This is a genomic window from Acinetobacter sp. YH12249 (assembly GCF_013417475.1).
Taxonomy (GTDB): Bacteria; Pseudomonadota; Gammaproteobacteria; order Pseudomonadales; family Moraxellaceae; genus Acinetobacter.
Genome location: NZ_VPDX01000011.1, coordinates 42,096 through 58,427 on the forward strand (window position 1 = coordinate 42,096; position 16,332 = coordinate 58,427).

19 protein-coding genes and 1 tRNA gene are annotated in these 16,332 nt (G+C 38.2%); 11 read left to right on the plus strand and 9 right to left on the minus strand.

All coding sequences use genetic code 11. The annotated features are described in order from the left end of the window. Nucleotides 1-178: 178 nt before the first annotated feature. The 5 genes from mltB to FTV25_RS08180 all read right to left on the minus strand — a co-directional run bounded on the left by mltB (nucleotide 179) and on the right by FTV25_RS08180 (nucleotide 4,663). Entirely contained in the window at nucleotides 179-1,180 is a 1,002-nt protein-coding gene (mltB, locus tag FTV25_RS08160; protein ID WP_159124080.1) for a lytic murein transglycosylase B, read from the minus strand. Between the two features lie 289 nt (nucleotides 1,181-1,469). Continuing rightward, complete coding sequence (locus tag FTV25_RS08165; protein ID WP_180002837.1) at nucleotides 1,470-2,123, minus strand: hypothetical protein; 654 nt, start codon at nucleotides 2,121-2,123, stop codon at nucleotides 1,470-1,472. A 19-nt stretch (nucleotides 2,124-2,142) separates the two neighbouring features. Beyond that, the gene (gene queF, locus FTV25_RS08170; protein ID WP_180002839.1) at nucleotides 2,143-2,958 is read right to left on the minus strand and encodes an NADPH-dependent 7-cyano-7-deazaguanine reductase QueF; all 816 of its coding nucleotides are present in this window, start codon (nucleotides 2,956-2,958) and stop codon (nucleotides 2,143-2,145) included. After that, entirely contained in the window at nucleotides 2,958-3,731 is a 774-nt protein-coding gene (locus FTV25_RS08175; RefSeq protein WP_159124083.1) for an ABC transporter permease, read from the minus strand. The genes queF and FTV25_RS08175 overlap by 1 nt, the downstream gene beginning before the upstream one ends. Then, on the minus strand, nucleotides 3,728-4,663 hold the full coding sequence (locus FTV25_RS08180) for an ABC transporter ATP-binding protein (protein WP_180002841.1): 936 nt from the start codon (nucleotides 4,661-4,663) through the stop codon (nucleotides 3,728-3,730). Before FTV25_RS08180 ends, FTV25_RS08175 begins: the two co-directional genes overlap by 4 nt. A 189-nt stretch (nucleotides 4,664-4,852) precedes the next feature. On the opposite strand from FTV25_RS08180, the gene FTV25_RS08185 reads away from it, so the two are divergent. After that, nucleotides 4,853-4,928, plus strand: a tRNA-Arg gene (locus tag FTV25_RS08185). A gap of 62 nt (nucleotides 4,929-4,990) precedes the next feature. On the opposite strand, the gene FTV25_RS08190 is transcribed toward FTV25_RS08185, so the two are convergent. Next, on the minus strand, nucleotides 4,991-5,164 hold the full coding sequence (locus FTV25_RS08190; RefSeq protein WP_179993406.1) for a hypothetical protein: 174 nt from the start codon (nucleotides 5,162-5,164) through the stop codon (nucleotides 4,991-4,993). Nucleotides 5,165-6,196: 1,032 nt separating this feature from the next. Here FTV25_RS08190 and FTV25_RS08195 point away from each other — a divergent pair. From FTV25_RS08195 to FTV25_RS08205, 4 genes are all read left to right on the plus strand, one after another. Beyond that, the gene (locus FTV25_RS08195) at nucleotides 6,197-6,385 is read left to right on the plus strand and encodes a hypothetical protein (protein ID WP_180002843.1); all 189 of its coding nucleotides are present in this window, start codon (nucleotides 6,197-6,199) and stop codon (nucleotides 6,383-6,385) included. 134 nt (nucleotides 6,386-6,519) lie between these two features. Next, nucleotides 6,520-6,816 carry a hypothetical protein gene (locus tag FTV25_RS16095; RefSeq protein WP_257218932.1) on the plus strand — a complete coding sequence of 99 codons (297 nt, stop codon included), beginning with the start codon at nucleotides 6,520-6,522 and terminating at the stop codon, nucleotides 6,814-6,816. Between the two features lie 96 nt (nucleotides 6,817-6,912). Further along, complete coding sequence (locus FTV25_RS16100) at nucleotides 6,913-7,173, plus strand: hypothetical protein (protein ID WP_257218383.1); 261 nt, start codon at nucleotides 6,913-6,915, stop codon at nucleotides 7,171-7,173. 621 nt (nucleotides 7,174-7,794) lie between these two features. Next, entirely contained in the window at nucleotides 7,795-8,019 is a 225-nt protein-coding gene (locus FTV25_RS08205; RefSeq protein WP_159124508.1) for a hypothetical protein, read from the plus strand. Nucleotides 8,020-8,283: 264 nt separating this feature from the next. Here the strand turns inward: FTV25_RS08205 and FTV25_RS08210 are convergent, their stop codons facing one another. Further along, nucleotides 8,284-8,580, minus strand: coding sequence for a hypothetical protein (locus FTV25_RS08210; protein WP_354667256.1), 297 nt, complete (start codon nucleotides 8,578-8,580; stop codon nucleotides 8,284-8,286). On the opposite strand from FTV25_RS08210, the gene FTV25_RS16215 reads away from it, so the two are divergent. Beyond that, on the plus strand, nucleotides 8,524-8,652 hold the full coding sequence (locus FTV25_RS16215) for a hypothetical protein (RefSeq protein WP_354667255.1): 129 nt from the start codon (nucleotides 8,524-8,526) through the stop codon (nucleotides 8,650-8,652). The two genes, FTV25_RS08210 and FTV25_RS16215, sit on opposite strands and share 57 nt — an antisense overlap. A 278-nt stretch (nucleotides 8,653-8,930) precedes the next feature. On the opposite strand, the gene FTV25_RS08215 is transcribed toward FTV25_RS16215, so the two are convergent. After that, complete coding sequence (locus tag FTV25_RS08215) at nucleotides 8,931-9,629, minus strand: putative quorum-sensing-regulated virulence factor (protein ID WP_179993419.1); 699 nt, start codon at nucleotides 9,627-9,629, stop codon at nucleotides 8,931-8,933. Between the two features lie 351 nt (nucleotides 9,630-9,980). Here FTV25_RS08215 and FTV25_RS08220 point away from each other — a divergent pair, with 351 nt between their 5' ends. From FTV25_RS08220 to rnk, 3 genes are all read left to right on the plus strand, one after another. Continuing rightward, nucleotides 9,981-11,210 carry an alpha/beta fold hydrolase gene (locus tag FTV25_RS08220; RefSeq protein ID WP_180002845.1) on the plus strand — a complete coding sequence of 410 codons (1,230 nt, stop codon included), beginning with the start codon at nucleotides 9,981-9,983 and terminating at the stop codon, nucleotides 11,208-11,210. Between the two features lie 154 nt (nucleotides 11,211-11,364). Further along, a complete protein-coding gene (glyA, locus tag FTV25_RS08225; protein ID WP_004784306.1) occupies nucleotides 11,365-12,618 on the plus strand; it encodes a serine hydroxymethyltransferase in 1,254 nt (417 codons plus the stop codon). Between the two features lie 393 nt (nucleotides 12,619-13,011). Beyond that, nucleotides 13,012-13,416, plus strand: a complete 405-nt coding sequence (gene rnk / locus FTV25_RS08230) for a nucleoside diphosphate kinase regulator (protein ID WP_034171243.1) — start codon at nucleotides 13,012-13,014, stop codon at nucleotides 13,414-13,416. A 63-nt stretch (nucleotides 13,417-13,479) separates the two neighbouring features. On the opposite strand, the gene FTV25_RS08235 is transcribed toward rnk, so the two are convergent. Continuing rightward, nucleotides 13,480-13,968, minus strand: coding sequence for a TIGR00645 family protein (locus tag FTV25_RS08235; protein WP_005236522.1), 489 nt, complete (start codon nucleotides 13,966-13,968; stop codon nucleotides 13,480-13,482). A 401-nt stretch (nucleotides 13,969-14,369) separates the two neighbouring features. Between FTV25_RS08235 and FTV25_RS08240 the strand changes: the two genes are divergently transcribed. Then, on the plus strand, nucleotides 14,370-15,161 hold the full coding sequence (locus FTV25_RS08240; protein ID WP_159124512.1) for a tellurium resistance protein: 792 nt from the start codon (nucleotides 14,370-14,372) through the stop codon (nucleotides 15,159-15,161). Between the two features lie 16 nt (nucleotides 15,162-15,177). Then, nucleotides 15,178-16,311: a toxic anion resistance protein gene (locus tag FTV25_RS08245; RefSeq protein WP_179993421.1), complete on the plus strand. Its 1,134-nt coding sequence runs from the start codon at nucleotides 15,178-15,180 to the stop codon at nucleotides 16,309-16,311. Nucleotides 16,312-16,332: the final 21 nt, after the last annotated feature.

A 16,332-nucleotide genomic window follows, 5' to 3' on the forward strand; every position in this document is an offset into this window, starting at 1 on the left:
TTCATGCTGGCAACTGGCTGTCTAGTATTTAATTAAAATAGTTAAAAAAAGTACGCAAAATAAACAATGAGTGATTAAAAAATAATCAATATTGTAACAAGGCGTAAAAAATGCCTAAAATTTAGGCATTTTGTTTAATAAAAATCTTGACTTTAATAGTATGTAGTAATTTTTACTGTTATCGGCTCGTAATTTCTGTACCTAAAAGCCACAATGCAGTGGCATACATACGACTACGATTGTACGTGGTAATCACTTGAAAATTCGGATAAGTAATATAGTAAATCGGTCCGTAATTTTCTTGTAATTGAATGACATTGACCATATCAAGATCATCAATACGAACAATCGGATTCATCGGACTGATTCCTTGGGTTTTGATTACTCCATAAGGTGTTGGCTGAGTCAGATCTTTGGCGATGACAGAATCAGGATTCGAACCGCTATAACGGGCAGGGAAGGCAATTGGCTGATCACGTTGCCAGCCATTTTGAGCCAGATAGTTTGCAATTGAACCAATCGCATCTACCGCAGAATTGCGCAGATCGATATGGCCATTGCCATCATAGTCGACCCCATACTTTGGAATATTACTTGGCATAAACTGCGGATAGCCCACAGCACCTGCATAAGAACCCACGATCGAGGATGCTGACACACCATCTTTATATGACCATGCGATCAATGCCGCCAGTTCATCCTGGAAGTATTGCGCACGACGTTCATAACCAAAGCCAAGAGTTGCCAGTGCATCACGGGTCACAAATGAACCCTTGTTGCTGCCAAAACCGGTCTCTACCCCCAAAATACCCAAAATGATCGATTGTGGTACACCAAACTGCTGCTCAGCGCGATTTAGTGTTGCAGCATATTGCTGCTTGAAACGTACACCACGTTGAATCGTACCTTCAGACAGAAAATTGGTCTTATAGGCATACCAAGGCTTACTTTCACCTGGACGATTCATGATATTGATAATATTTGGAAGATTTTTTGCTCCCGTCATTGCACTGTCTACTTGCTGGGCACTTAGACCATAGGTCTGCATAGTGTTTTGCTTGAAACTGGCATAAGAGGGATGATATTGAAAATCGTTGGCCAGGCTTAAACTACTGAGTCCGAATGCACTGACAAGGATCGAAAGCTGCTTCAATTTTTTATAAAAATTCGATTTCAACATCTTGGTATGATTTCCAATTTTTTGATAGGTTTGTGGCTATGTCATTTGAATCGTGCCATGAAAAAGATCAATTCACTTTTCTCAATTTTCTGGCATTAGAGGCAATATTAAAGATAACATTCTGATGAATAGGAGTCATATAAACTCCCTTAAAAATAGGAAAGGGTTGGTTGTTTTTTCAGCATTTTGTATTTTAGTTCACAATAACTGTAACAAGCTATTTCTTAAGCCACAAAAAAGCCTGACCGAAGTCAGGCTTAATCTGCATTATTTGAATAAATATGCGGCTTTATTCAGTAAAGAATAGGGTGTCGTGATATTCTGCCATTGCCTGAAGTTCATCCTTATTTAAATTCAGGATGATTTTATCTGCTGCAATATTAATCGCTTTGATTACCGCTGAAGCACCAATATCAGCAGCCTTGCGTTTAATCATGCCTAAATCTAAGGTTTTATTAAAGTCGACCATGAAATGACGTACAGTCGCTTCACCAAACTGTTTGTACAGATTGCTGAGACTCTGCTTATCGACACTTTGGCCAGCTTTTAATTCTGCATAATGGTGTTTTAGATTGGTGACCAGATTGGCATCCAGTGATTCACCAATACGGAAATTTCCTTCCGGATCTTTAAACAGGCTGCGTTCAGAAAAAGCAATCGACTCCTTGACGACTTCATTTGGTGCTTTACTCAGTAACTGTTTCAGTAACACTGCCACAGTAGACTTGATATAGCCTGCCAGTTTTTCTGCCGTATCGCGTTTTTCGCTTGCAGGAAAACGGCGTACCAGTTCCGTGAGAATTGCATCAATAATTTCATCATTAATCATTAATGCAGTTTTATCCCGCAGTGGATAAAGCGGTTCACTCGAGTTTTTATTTTTCTGTGCAGTCTGAATTGTATTTAATAGTTCTGCAGAAGGAATAAAACCAAAAAAAGGCATTCTTAAACCTCAATGTTTTTTATTGTCGCGCTAAACGAATAGGGCGAGGCATCCATGTGGAATCCGATACACGACAAGGGTTGATATCCAATCCACCACGGCGTGTATAGGTCGCATATACCATCAGCTTTTCCGGTTTCAGATTTTGCCAGATATCGGCAAACATCTGTTCCACACATTGTTCGTGAAAACCGTTGTGCTGACGATACGAAATAATATAAGCCAAAATACTCTTATAACAAGGTCTTTTGCCCTGATAGCGTATAAATACTGTACCCCAGTCCGGTTGTCCAGTGACTGGGCAGTTACTTCTTAATAAATGTGAATAGAGTTGTACTTCGATATTTTCATCGCTGTACTGATCTAAAGACAATAAAGAAGCATCTGGATGATTTTCCAGGCGTTCCGGAGTCAGGTCATCAATACAGATACCTTCAGGCTTGGAAATTTCAAGTTCATCAACATGGAAAAGATCCAGTGTGATTTCAGCACCGGCAGCTTTTGAGAGGTCCTTTTCTACAGTTGCAATAAAGGCCTCTTTTGAATCAAACTTGGCAAAGTTCAGGCTATTGAAATAGAGCTTTAAAGACTTTGATTCAATGAGATTTGGGGAAGATGCTGGCAGGGTAATTCGACCAATAGCCACTTGAGGTATGCCGGCAGAATTTAACCATGAAATTTCAAAAACATGCCACCAGTCTTTGCCTTGCTGAATAGCTTCAATATGGGCATATTTTTCACGGGCAGGCGCACGAGAAATCGGGAACAAAATATCGGGTTGATACTCTGTTGGGTAGTTGGTGTCTTTACCAAGGAGAGAATGTTCTACACTCATTATTCACGCATTCCTGAACCACGAGACAATAAATAGTAAGCAATACCGTAAAGCACGGCACACCAGAAAGTAATCACGACCAATGAAACGGAAACATTGACATCACTATGACCTAAAATGCCGAAACGGAACGCATTGACCATATACACGATCGGGTTAACTAAAGAGAGATTTTGCCAGAACGGACTTAAGGCTGAAATCGCATAAAATACACCGCCTAAATAGGTCAGTGGTGTAAGTACAAAAGTCGGGATGATCGAGATATCATCAAAAGATTTGGCATAGACAGCATTAATAAAACCGCCTAGAGAGAATAATAGCGAGGTAATGAGTACTGTATATATAGTCACAAACCAGTTAGTAATATAAAGGTCTGCAAAAAACAGGCTCATGGCACTGACAATAATGGCAACAAACAGACCACGAATTACACCACCCAATACATAGCCCCATAAAATGGCATGTAAAGGTACCGGGCTCATAATTAGCTCTTCAATGCTTTTCTGAAATTTTGAGCTAAAGAAGCTGGAAGAAACGTTGGCATAACTATTAGTAATCACCGCCATCATAATCAGACCAGGGACAATAAACTCCATATAACTATAGCCGCCCATTTCCCCAATACGTGAACCGACCAGATTACCGAAGATCACGAAATATAGACTCATGGTAATTGCTGGTGGCAGCAGAGTTTGTGGCCAGATCCGCATAAAACGGCGAACTTCTTTATGAACGATGGTATATAAGGCGACGCCGAGCTGATTTATATTCATTGTACAGCTCCATCCAGATTTTTCTCGACCATTTTCACAAATAGTTCTTCTAAGCGGTTTGACTTGTTACGCATACTGCGTACCTGAATGTTTTGTGATTCCAGTAACTGGAACAGATCATTCATACTGTGTGCTTTATCCAGTGTCACTTCTAGGGTCATTGGATCAACTAAATTAAATTTCACACCAATAATTTCAATATTTAATGGCTCAATAGGCGCAGCCAGATCGAAGATAAAGGATTCTTCATTAAGCTGATTCAGGAAGTTCTTCATAGTGGTATCTTCTTTGATCACACCACGGTCGATAATCGCAATCCGACGACACAACATCTCTGCTTCTTCCAGATAATGAGTCGTTAAAATAATAGAAGTACCATTACCGTTCATTTCATTAAGAAAATCCCACATGGAACGACGCAATTCGATATCTACACCGGCGGTCGGTTCATCCAGAATCAATAATTTTGGTTCATGCATCATCGCACGGGCAATCATCAAGCGGCGTTTCATACCACCTGAAAGCATACGAGCTTGAGTAGAGCGTTTTTCCCAAAGACCCAGTTTATTTAAATATTCTTCAGCACGCGCTTGGGCAATTTTTTTAGGAATACCGTAATAACCGGCTTGAGTGACCAGAATATCAAAGGTTTTTTCAAACTGGGCGAAGTTAAATTCTTGGGGTACCACGCCTAAACATTGTTTGGCTTCAGAAGGGTGGGTATCCAGATTGTGACCAAAAATTTCAACGGTTCCAGAAGTTTTTCTTGTTAATGAACTGATAATACCAATAGTAGTGGACTTGCCCGCGCCATTAGGTCCTAACAGGGCATAGAATTCACCTTCAGGTACAGTTAAGTTAATTCCTTTAAGTGCCTGAAAACCATTTCCATAGGTCTTCGACAAATCCCTTAATGTCAGCGCATCAGTCATAGAGATCTCAAATGGTGAAAAGTTGAGATATTGTGAGTGATCTTGCAGAATAAACCAAGTCATTCACATGGAATTCTCTGTTGCTGTTTTGGCACACTGTATAAAGGATAGGCATAAAAATAACGAAGTTATAGATAGTTGCTTTACCTTATGCGAATTTTTGTTATGATGTGCGCATTCCAAAAAGCTGCGGCCATAGCTCAACTGGATAGAGTACAGGTCTCCGAAGCCTGTGGCGTGGGTTCGAGTCCCGCTGGCCGCACCATCATTTTATAAGTTCACTTTCCTCATTAGATTAAAAAATCAATTTCAGATCTATAAAATAAATTATGGATTCTCTTCCTCTTCATCCTGATGTTTTTGACGTATTTGATCTCTTTTAACCTGAGGGTCTTGATTCACCCCTAACTGACCGCGTTGAATCTCTCGATCCTGTTTCTCTTGTGGATCTAATTCTTCTTCTGGAAACTCTTCATTCAGTTCTTCATCTGGTTTAGCCATCGGGAATTACCTCTTGTTGAGAATATATATATGTATAAGTCGCCCTAGTCCTTTAATTCTATACCCTAGTCCGTTAATTCTAATAAAAGTGGATGAATTACATTGTTGTATTTAGAAATGATTTGATTCTAGGTATTGTTGCGAATGTAAGATTACTTTTGTAATTGAAAAATTCTTCAAGGTAGATAGAAGTAAATGAAGATTTAAGTAAAAATATAAGTTTTATAAATTAATTTATTCTAAGTTCATAGTTCATGTAATTCATCATGCTATAAATATATATGCCACTATTTTCATCATTTAACACAACGGTTAGAAATAAGTCGTTATATGATGAAGCCTTTGTTACGACCCAATCATAATTATCCTAAATTTTTTGCATGCTTAAATGATGTATTTTGCCAATTTTTTAAAGCTAAAAATTGGAATTTTTCATAAGAATTGATACACATTTGAGAATTCTAACTTTATATATCTCATTTGAGAAAATGAAAAGAAAAAATCCTTAAATAAAAAAATGATATGTTGATTTAAGTTGTTGAAAATAATAATTTAATATTGAAAATTTTATTTTTGGAAAGAAAGTTAGATAGCTAAAATTTTAGAAGGAATATCCTCAGCAGAAAATTTTTATCAAATAATAATTTATAAAATTTTAAAAATATTATTTACAAATTGCATACAAAGTGGAATGATTATACAATTAATTAGGGGATTTTTTATGCAAATTCTACAAATTGGGCTGTTGTTAATTCTTCTTATATGTGCTCTCACATCCATTATTGTAGGTGTAATCCTCAGTGATTTTATATTTGGAATAATCGGTCTATTGTCCATTGTGGCTGCAAGCCTAGTCTTACAAGCGTGTAAAAACAGCTTAAAAGATCCTTTCAGGACGAAGGAAAGATGATCTATTTCATGTAAAGATAAAAATACTAGGGAGGGGGAAAGAGGCTTCTTAAAATCAGTAATGCATCATTTAATAAGATGAAGAAAATAAATCTAAAAAATAGAAATAATAAGGGGTTAATAATGAACATACTAAAAATGGGATTAGTTGGTGTTTTCATCCTTCTTGCTGTAATTGCCTTGATTACAGGATTTATTCATCAAGAAGTGCGTTTAGTAATTATTGGAATTTTATTAATTGTAGCATCACTACTCATGTCAATCTTGGCTAAAGAAAATGCAAAACAATTATTCATGATTAAAGGTCAATAGCATATATTGACCAAAAGCACTTATCTTCTCATGTATACTTAAGTACAGGAGAAAGAATAGGAACCTAGTCATATAGAGTAGTTTTTCTCTTAAAAATTAGTATCTTATTCTCACAATAAAAATGAGACATAGATATGAAAAAATTATTATTCATTGGGTTGATGATTGGGGCTTCTTCAGTTGCTGGAGCGAATACACCTTTAGCTATTCAATATGGTAATCCTGCTCCAAAAGATAAAGCAGTGATTACAACTACACCTTATCATGCTCAAGAAAACCTAATAAGTCAGTACTCTTTAGCTTTCGGCTACGCTGGTTCAAAAATAGGGTCGGACAGTTTTTTGGGTACCGAATCATTCGATGGGCTGTTTATTAAGGGTGAATATCAATCCCATCCAACGGCCAGCTTATGGGCCGAATATAAATTTTAAAGTTCAGATATTGATTACAATCAAGTTGCAGTTGGGATAAAAAATAAATTTCTGGAAAATGATCAGCTTTATTCAGCAGTTTCTATAGGCTTAGGAATGAGCTGGGTAGATGAAAGTGAAACGGATGCAGATCTTGGTCGAATCGATCTTGAATTGGATTATTTTACAATTCCCGTTGCATTGGAGGTCGGTTATAAAGTTGCTCCTGAAGCAGATTTAATTGGATCTTTTGGTTATCAATGGATGTTTAACCGTGATGCCAAGATTTGCATGAATGGCGCATGTGTCTCTGGCAAGAGTGATGATCTGGATTTGAATGGGGTTACTTATCAATTTAGTTTTCGCTATTACTTTTAGTGGCTAATCAATCGCCTTAATAGCGAACTCTTTTACTTAAGACTTGAAATTATATTTAGATAAAATTATTCATTTTTCACATAAATAAAGAATATTTTTATTAAAATTTAAATAGATAGGATGTAGGGATAGAAAAGAATAGAGTTTTTTTATAGTGCTTTATTGATCCAGCCAAAATATTCTAATCTGCTTTTGAAAAAGTACAATTTAAATATTGTATAAGTCTTCTTTTAGAAGTGTAAAAGCGTATTGTTGGTAAAAAAAATCCTGCTATATTGAACTCATGGTAGGTCATAAAACGAAACGACGCTACCAATAAGTTGGACGGATCAATGACAGTTAGTTGAGCTCGAACTTAGGTTCAGGCAATAAATCTAGCACTAGCCATCCAACACAGAGCCCGCAGTGATGCGGGCTTTTTAATACAAAATTCTAAGCGAGAGTTATTAATAATTTTGACTCTTTTATTCGTATGGCACATTCTTCATTAGCGGCAATATATAGTCGATAAAAAGTGCTCGCTAAAAAATCTTACATATTCGTTTGAAAGCCTTTCAAATAACTATGTTATAAGAATTCAGACAAGCAAATTTAATAATGCCAATAAAGGGAGGTATGACGATGACAAAAGATTTAATTGAAGTGCAAGTCAAAAACCAGTATGGCAAAATTCTGAATGTAAAAGCATTACTACGTGCTGGCGCTCAGCATAGTGATCCGTCCCAGCGTTTGGAACAGCAAGTCGAATATATTGTCGTGGATGATGAAATTATCCGGCCAACGATTGAACTGTTATTTGCCAGTGAGCAGACCGACTGTATCTATCGTGTTTTAGAACCTAAATAAGGATCCGGGATTCATTATGCTGCTTTGCGACCCTTAAAAAAAGATATAGCTCATCCAATGATGAGCTTGATTTTGATATCTTAGTTCAGCTTCTTTATAAATAGTTTGATGCAGAATAAAAACTGATAAATTTAATTCAAAGAGATTGGATAAATTCCTATCATTTCTCAGTTTCTTAATTTTTTATGTTATATAGCATCAAGCTATCTACATAGATGATCTAAATGAACTTCTTCAAAAATACGCTCTGAGAAAAGCATTATTTCAGAAAACTTTTAATGTGACATTTACATCATAACGGTCAAACTCGTCCAGAATCTGATGAAGTGTTTGCTGTCCGAGTTCATCTGCAGGCCTAATATGTACTTCCTGATTGGTCGCGCTGTCAAAACATTCAATTGTTTGAATTAGCCAATGATGTTCGATTGAACTCTTTTGAATTAATACCCGTCGTGGCTGTAATGCGTCACTGATCTGGCGGGGCAGTACATAAGTAATCGCAAGTTGTATAGTGTCCAATTCTTCAGCTGGACTCAAAAAAGTGATTACCCAATTGCCCACTTTACTGAGCTGCATGGGATTATCAAAGGCATCGAATTCGAGATAATATTGCATGGGAAGAAAGAGGATTAATTTATATTATTTCCTATATGCACCTGTTTAGAGGGGGTGTTCTATCACGCTAAAGTATAAGAACAGCTAGATGCAAGAAGTGATTAAATATTAAATTATTAAAAATCAATAAATTAATATTGATTTGTATCTGTTTTTATTCTGGATATCGATTAGTTAAGAGCTTTAAAGACTAAGATAGTCATCTATAAAATACTTTATTTCACTTACTGAATAAAACAAAACATGATTATTTAAAAATCCCTCTCCATATTTAGAGAGGGAAGAAAAGATTTCATTTATAGCGTAAGGATCGCGGTATTTTCCAATGCTTTGCGTAGATAAGGATCTAAGTCGTCCTGGCGAAGTAACCACTGAACATAGTCAGCAGGAAGATCGGCAATCGCAGTGCCACGGTGCTTACCAAAATTGATGGTCCGTGGAATACGCGCATCTTCAGATGCCTCATAGAGTTCTTCAATACTGCTGATTTTCAGGTGATGCACAATATGCATCAGGATATTTGCAGTCAAAATGATATCCATATCGGCGCGATGGGCTTTACGGATCATTTCCCGGGCGCGTTCGCTGCCTTTGGTAATCATATAGATTAATGCAGAGATATTATGCGCTTCAGCCTCTGGCCAAACTCGGCGGGCGAGAGCAAGGGTGCAAATTGCTTTAATATTCGATGAATCGACGCCACATTTTTCTAAGGCACGAATATCATAATCAATATTATGGCCAATGATATAAGTGGTTTCTTGCGGGAGTTCAAAGCTGCTGTAATGCGGTTGTCCTTCCAAATCGGACTGCAGAATATGATGTACGGCCATTGCGGCAAAGGAAATCGGTTCGTCGCATGAATAAAGCTGATCAAACAAGCGACTTTTATCCAGACTGATTTTATGGTCTATGATCTCTACAGGCGCATAGGCAATTTCAATGGGTTGACCATTCAAGGTATGGGTTTCAGTATCGAGAATGATAGCCTGCATGACGAGAATATGCCTGAAAAAAAGTGGATATCAAAATCTAACATTATTGTTTCGATCCTGACAATTGAAATGCCGGATTTCAACTTTAATTGCAGACTTTTTGACTGATATAGAATATTTGTAATCTACACTTATAAATAAAAGTTTTCAAAGTTTCTGTAAATATTTCCAAAACTTAAATTTATCGTGTTGGAATGGTCATAAATTAAATCGCTATTTATTAGAAAAATAACAAAATAATCTCTTGTATTTAATGAAATAACTTGGGAAATTATTGTCTAGTTTTATCAATGGATAAAGATAAAACTATAAAAATCATGAGAGATAATAATTAAGACAAGGATAAGATCGATGAAACGTCATGTATTGACTGGTTCTCTACTCGCGCTGAGCGTAGCTTTAACTGCCTGTAATGATAGCGATGATGATCGTTATTATGAATCCAAACCCGCTATTCCCGTAAATAATATCGACAATCCAGTCGTAACCACACCTGTAGCCTATACCAAAACAGATCTGACTGCTGTTGCCGATGAGAGCGTGGTCATGACCTATAAGATGTTAGGTATTAATAATAAGGAAACCCAAGCGACGGCACTGCTTTTTACTCCAAAAGGAACGCCTCCTGCAAAAGGTTGGCCGATAGTGGCATGGGCACATGGTACGACGGGTGTGGCCGATCAGTGTGCACCAAGTCGCAATGAAATAAATTCTTATATCAAAAATATGATTGCCGGATTCCTTCAAGCGGGATATGTGGTCGTTGCGCCTGATTATGAAGGTTTGGGTGAGCCGGGTGGAAAAGAACTTCATCCTTTCCTTAACCTTAAGAGTGAAGCTTATTCGATTACCGATGCTGTCGTCGCAGCAAAAGACTATTTAGGTTCGGATGCCTCTAATCAGTGGATGGCAGTCGGTCATTCTCAAGGTGGTCAAGCGGCTTTAGGCGCTGCCCAATATGCAGCACGTGCTTCTCAAATGACTTATAAAGGTACGGTAGCTTTAGCTCCTGCTTCTAATTTCAGTCTGATTCTGGCAGGTGGAGAGGCTCAAGCTGGACAAGAACCAGATCTGAATAAAAAGATTCAAACTCTAGCCTCTTTAGATACTTTTACCGCGCTGATTGTCGCGGGATTGCGTAATCCGAATCCAAATCTGCAATATATTCAGGTCTTTAAAACACCAACAGACGAGATTGCCAAGAATGCCGAAACAGATTGTTATGATGTATTAGGCAACAAATTCGGTACGGCAATGGGAGCTTATGCCCAAACCAATGGGAATCTGGAAGAATATCCGCGTACTCAAGCTAATTTTATGAGTATTCCAGTAGTGAAGAATTTCCTGGATAAAGACTCTCAGCCTTTACAGGTTAAAGTGTCTACACCTGTGATTATTTATCAGGGAGAGGCGGATTCTACTGTTCCAAAGGCTGCAACAGATGTTTTAGTGAGCTTAGCGAATCAGAAACAAACCTCGGTACGATATATTACGGACGGTTCATGGGATCATGGTAGCGTCTATGTACTGAATATCGCTAATATTATTTCAGATGTAAAATCTCTAATGCCAATTCAATAACTTATTTTTATCTCTATAGCTCATGTTTTTTTAAGCATGAGCTATTTTTATTGCAAACTGAATAAAGTTCATGATCGAAATTGGCAAAGTTCATGTTACAATACGCGCCAATCTTAGCACGGCTTAAAAGCCCTAATTTAATAGGACCTCGCTAATGTTTGCCAATATCTCTATTGCTGAATTTGATCCAGAAATCGCTCAAGCAATCTCTAACGAAGATGCTCGCCAAGAAGCGCACATCGAGTTGATCGCTTCTGAAAACTATTGTTCACCAGCAGTAATGGAAGCTCAAGGATCAAAACTCACTAACAAATATGCAGAAGGCTACCCAGGCAAACGCTACTATGGCGGTTGTGAATATGTAGATGTCATTGAACAATTGGCAATTGACCGTGCTAAAGAATTATTTGGTGCTGATTATGCTAACGTTCAGCCACATGCTGGTTCTCAAGCAAACTCTGCAGTTTATTTAGCGCTGCTTAACCCAGGCGACACAGTATTGGGTATGAGCTTGGCTCACGGTGGTCACTTGACTCACGGTGCGAAAGTAAGCTTCTCAGGTAAAACTTATAATGCAATTCAATACGGTCTGAATCCAGAAACTGGTGAGATCGATTATGAAGAAGTTGAACGTCTAGCTGTAGAACACAAACCACGTATGATCGTAGCTGGTTTCTCTGCATACAGCCAAATCGTAGATTGGCAACGTTTCCGTGACATCGCGGATAAAGTTGGTGCTTACCTGTTTGTAGATATGGCTCACGTTGCTGGTCTGGTTGCTGCTGGCGTTTACCCAAGCCCAGTTCAAATTGCTGACGTAACAACAACGACTACTCACAAAACTCTTCGTGGTCCACGTTCAGGCCTGATCCTTGCAAAAGCAAACGAAGAAATCGAGAAAAAACTTCAATCAGCTGTATTCCCGGGTAACCAAGGTGGTCCTCTGGTTCACGCGGTTGCTGCTAAAGCAATCTGCTTCAAAGAAGCAATGGCACCTGAATACAAAGCATACCAACAACAAGTGGTTAAGAATGCTCAAGCAATGGCTGAAGTTCTAATCGAACGCGGTTACGACGTTGTATCTGGCGGCACTAAAAACCACCTGTTCTTGTTGTCTCTGATCAAACAAGACATCACTGGTAAAGATGCTGACGCTTGGTTAGGTGCTGCTCACATCACTGTGAACAAAAACTCTGTACCAAACGACCCACGTTCTCCATTCGTGACTTCAGGTATCCGTATCGGTACACCTGCTGTAACGACTCGTGGTTTTGGTGAATCAGAAGTTCGTGAACTTGCTGGTTGGATCGCTGACATCCTTGATGCTAAAGGCGATGAAGCTGTAATCGCTGCGGTTAAAGAAAAAGTTGCTGCTGTTTGTGCTAAATTCCCTGTTTACGCAAAATAAGCCTAACTTGAGAAAAGCCCCCTCAAGGGGGCTTTTTTATTGGGTGATATTTTTTCTGACTCATCTTCTGCTGCTAGCTTTTACGATGAGTTAAAAGGGAAGATAAGATCAAAGCTTAATCAATCCTATATAGAAAATACTTATCCTTTTATAAAACAAAGTTGAGAAATACAGATCCTATAAATCTGATTTCGAAAAGAGTATTGAGTTTTTCTAAAACTGGTTACATTCTTTGAAAAACAGCTTTATAAGTTGAGTTAAGACACAATTTTTTTAGCAGCTAAAAATAGATTTTTTATATTTGAACTTAATTTAATCTGATTAACCACTTAGAACCTAGATTCATTCGCTTTTTAAAGACTATTCAATCATTCATTAAACAAGGTAGTAAGAATGGCTAAACCAAAAATTATTTTATCTGAACAGGATGTGGAGCGTCTCGAAACCATGCTTGAAAATCAAGACAAGCTCAGTGAGACCATGCTTCAACTGGAAGATGAACTGGCTCGTGCTGAAGTGGTCAAGCCAGAGGACATGCCAAGCAATGTGGTGACCATGCATGCGCGTGCATTGCTGACGATTGCACCATCAACGGAGCCTGTAGAAATCACCTTAGTCTACCCGCATGAGTTTAAAGGTGAAAAAGGGCAAGTGAATGTCGTAGCACCGATTGGAACTGCAATCTTGGGCTTGGCAGAAGGACAGACCATTGAATGGCCACAACCTGATGGTCAGTTGATGAAAGTCACGATTGAAAAAGTGCTGTATCAGCCGGAACGAGAAGGTGACTATCTATAATTTTTTAGTTAATTCGCCAATATAAAAAGGCCCCTATAATCGGGGCTTTTTAATATCCATGTTTTAATGCTTTGTGAGTTTATCCAGATAACCCATAATAAATGCAGAAATCACAAAAGTCAGATGCATAATGATGTACCACATGATTTTGTCATTCTCGACGTTGCGGGCATCCATAAAAATACGTAGTAAATGAATCGAAGAAATAGCTACGATGGAAGCCGCAACTTTGAGTTTAAGCGAATTGGCATCCATAGTGCCGAGCCAGTTCAGGCGGGTTTTATTTTCATCGATTTTGAGTTGTGAAACAAAATTTTCATAACCTGAAAACATCACCATCACAATAAGTCCACCAACCATGGTCATATCAACCAGGGATAGAATTACCAGGATCAGGTCAGCTTCAGTATATTCAAAGATATGCGGCAGGACATGAATGACTTCCTGAAAGAATTTTAAGGCCAGTAATAATAAAGCGAATGATAAACCAAAATAGACAGGTGCCAAGATCCAGCGTGCGGCATACATCGTATTATGAAAAAAACGTTCCATTTTATTCTCAGGTTACCTACTTTATTGTTGATCTTGATCATAAATAATTCATGCTTAAAATTCGAGAATTATTTATGTTTTATAATGCCTTATAAGTATTCTTAAGTTTAAAAAAAGCTTAATTAAGACCATAAATTAACTTGGCATTTATTGTGCTTATCCTTATTTGGTTGATTATTAGCCTATTTGAGGCTGATGGGAAAGGTTATAGAGAGCAACAGCAGGGTAGAAGCAAAATGATTCATACAAGAAATGACTGTAGGCCAAACTTAATTCCAACAATATCTTCAACGTATATAAAGAAAATTCTATGGCTTGAAGCATTCCTTTGCAAAATGCTACATGTTATGTTGAATGAAAAGACGTACTATAAAAATCGAATTCATTGAGTTTAAAGGGTCATGTCACAGATAGATGTTTTGATTCCAATCCAAGACATTGCAGTAGAGCAGAGCGAGATTCTAAGTATCAAGCGCAACGAACTTGTGCCTTTACTCCACGATCAATACAAGCTGAATCATTATGCGGACTCACTTATTCAGGCGCAGGCAGTACTATTAAATGGGGTAGATCCCCATCTGACCCAACAACTGAGCCATACTATTGAACAGCTGATTCACATGCTGGCTCAATCAAAAAAATATTTTAAAAAACGTAAATTTAATGCCTTGCAGAAATGGCTGGGTATTGATCTGGACTATGGCTCAAGTCAGGTTGAATACTATAAAAAACTGGACTATTTACTGGATCAGGCAGATCACCTTAGCCGTAAGTTGCAAATTGAAATCCAGAAATCCCAATCGCGATTCCAGCAGCTGATCGGTTTACGTGAGCAAATGGCCAAGCATATTGTGGCAGCAGAAGAATTTTTATCTGAATATCCGCAGTTTGTAAGGAATCAGCATCCACTGGATAATTTTTCTGAGCGGCTGTCAAAAAAGGTGCATACCTTAAGAACCTTGCAAAGCAGTAATGACATTGCCATTACCCAGATGCAATTGTCCCAGCAACTGTCTTATAGCCTACTGGATCGGTTTAAAGAAGCGCAACAGGTGCTGATTCCGGCCTGGCAATATCATGTCAAACAAAGCCAGACGAAACACTCGACAAGTGATCTGGAAAAACTTGATAATAGCCGGGACAATTTGATTAAAACGTTAAAAAAGTCACTCGAGAAACCCTCGAATACATAACAATATAAGGTGAAACATGACCAAATCTGATGTAGTAAATTTACCTGTCGAAAGCTCAACTGAACTGACTGAACAGAAGTTCCAGCAAATGGATCTCAAAGAGCTGGGCTTGCAGCCTGCCGATTTTCAGGGGGTCTTGGCAGCACGTAAAGAACTGCAGAATATGAGTCATAATAGTGTGGCCGAATATGGCAAAAATATAGCCACCAAAACTTCAAGCTATACCGATGAATTGCTGAATCTGGTACAAAATAAAGATCTGGATGCAACCGGTCAAAAGCTGAATCAGGTGGTGCAGGTGGCACAGCAACTGAATACCAGCAGTATCTTGAACAAGAAAAAAAGTTCAGGATTTCTGGGCAATATCATCAGCAAATTTAAGGGCGTGAAAGATAATTTTGACTCGCATTTCAATACCACTAAAGAACAGATTGATGTACTGGTCAAGGAAATTGAAACTTCACAATCTGGATTAAAAGCCCGCGTTGATACCCTGGATAAAATGTTCGATGGGGTGCAGGAAGAATACAAGCAGCTGGGTATTCATATTGCAGCTGGACGTTTACGTGAACAGGAATTGCAGCAGGAAATTGCTGCGCTTACAGCTTTGCCACAAGATCAGAGCACCACGCAAAAAATCTATGACCTAAATCATCTAGCCAATAATCTGGAAAAACGCATCAGTGATTTACAGGTATTGCAGCAATCTGCGATGCAGACTTTGCCTATGATCCGGATTATTCAGTCCAATAACCTGATGCTGGTGGATAAATTCTATGCCATTAAAAATATCACATTGCCAGCATGGAAAAACCAGATCAGTCTGGCCATTTCACTGAATGAACAGAAGAACAGCGTACAGCTGGCCAATACCATTGATGATGCGACCAATGAGCTTTTACGCCGTAATGCAGATTTATTGCATCAAAACTCGGTCGATACGGCAAAAGCCAACCAGCGTTCTGTTATTGATATTGAAACGCTTGAACATGTACAAAATACCCTCATTAAAACTGTTAATGATGTGATTCAGATCCAGAAAGAAGGTGTACAGAAACGTACTGAAGCAACGGTACGTTTAAGAGCCTTACAAGATAATCTGAATCATTTGGTGATTGAATCAAGTACCAGTGGATCTAAACCCAACTAAATGCAGTAGGGCCAAGATCTA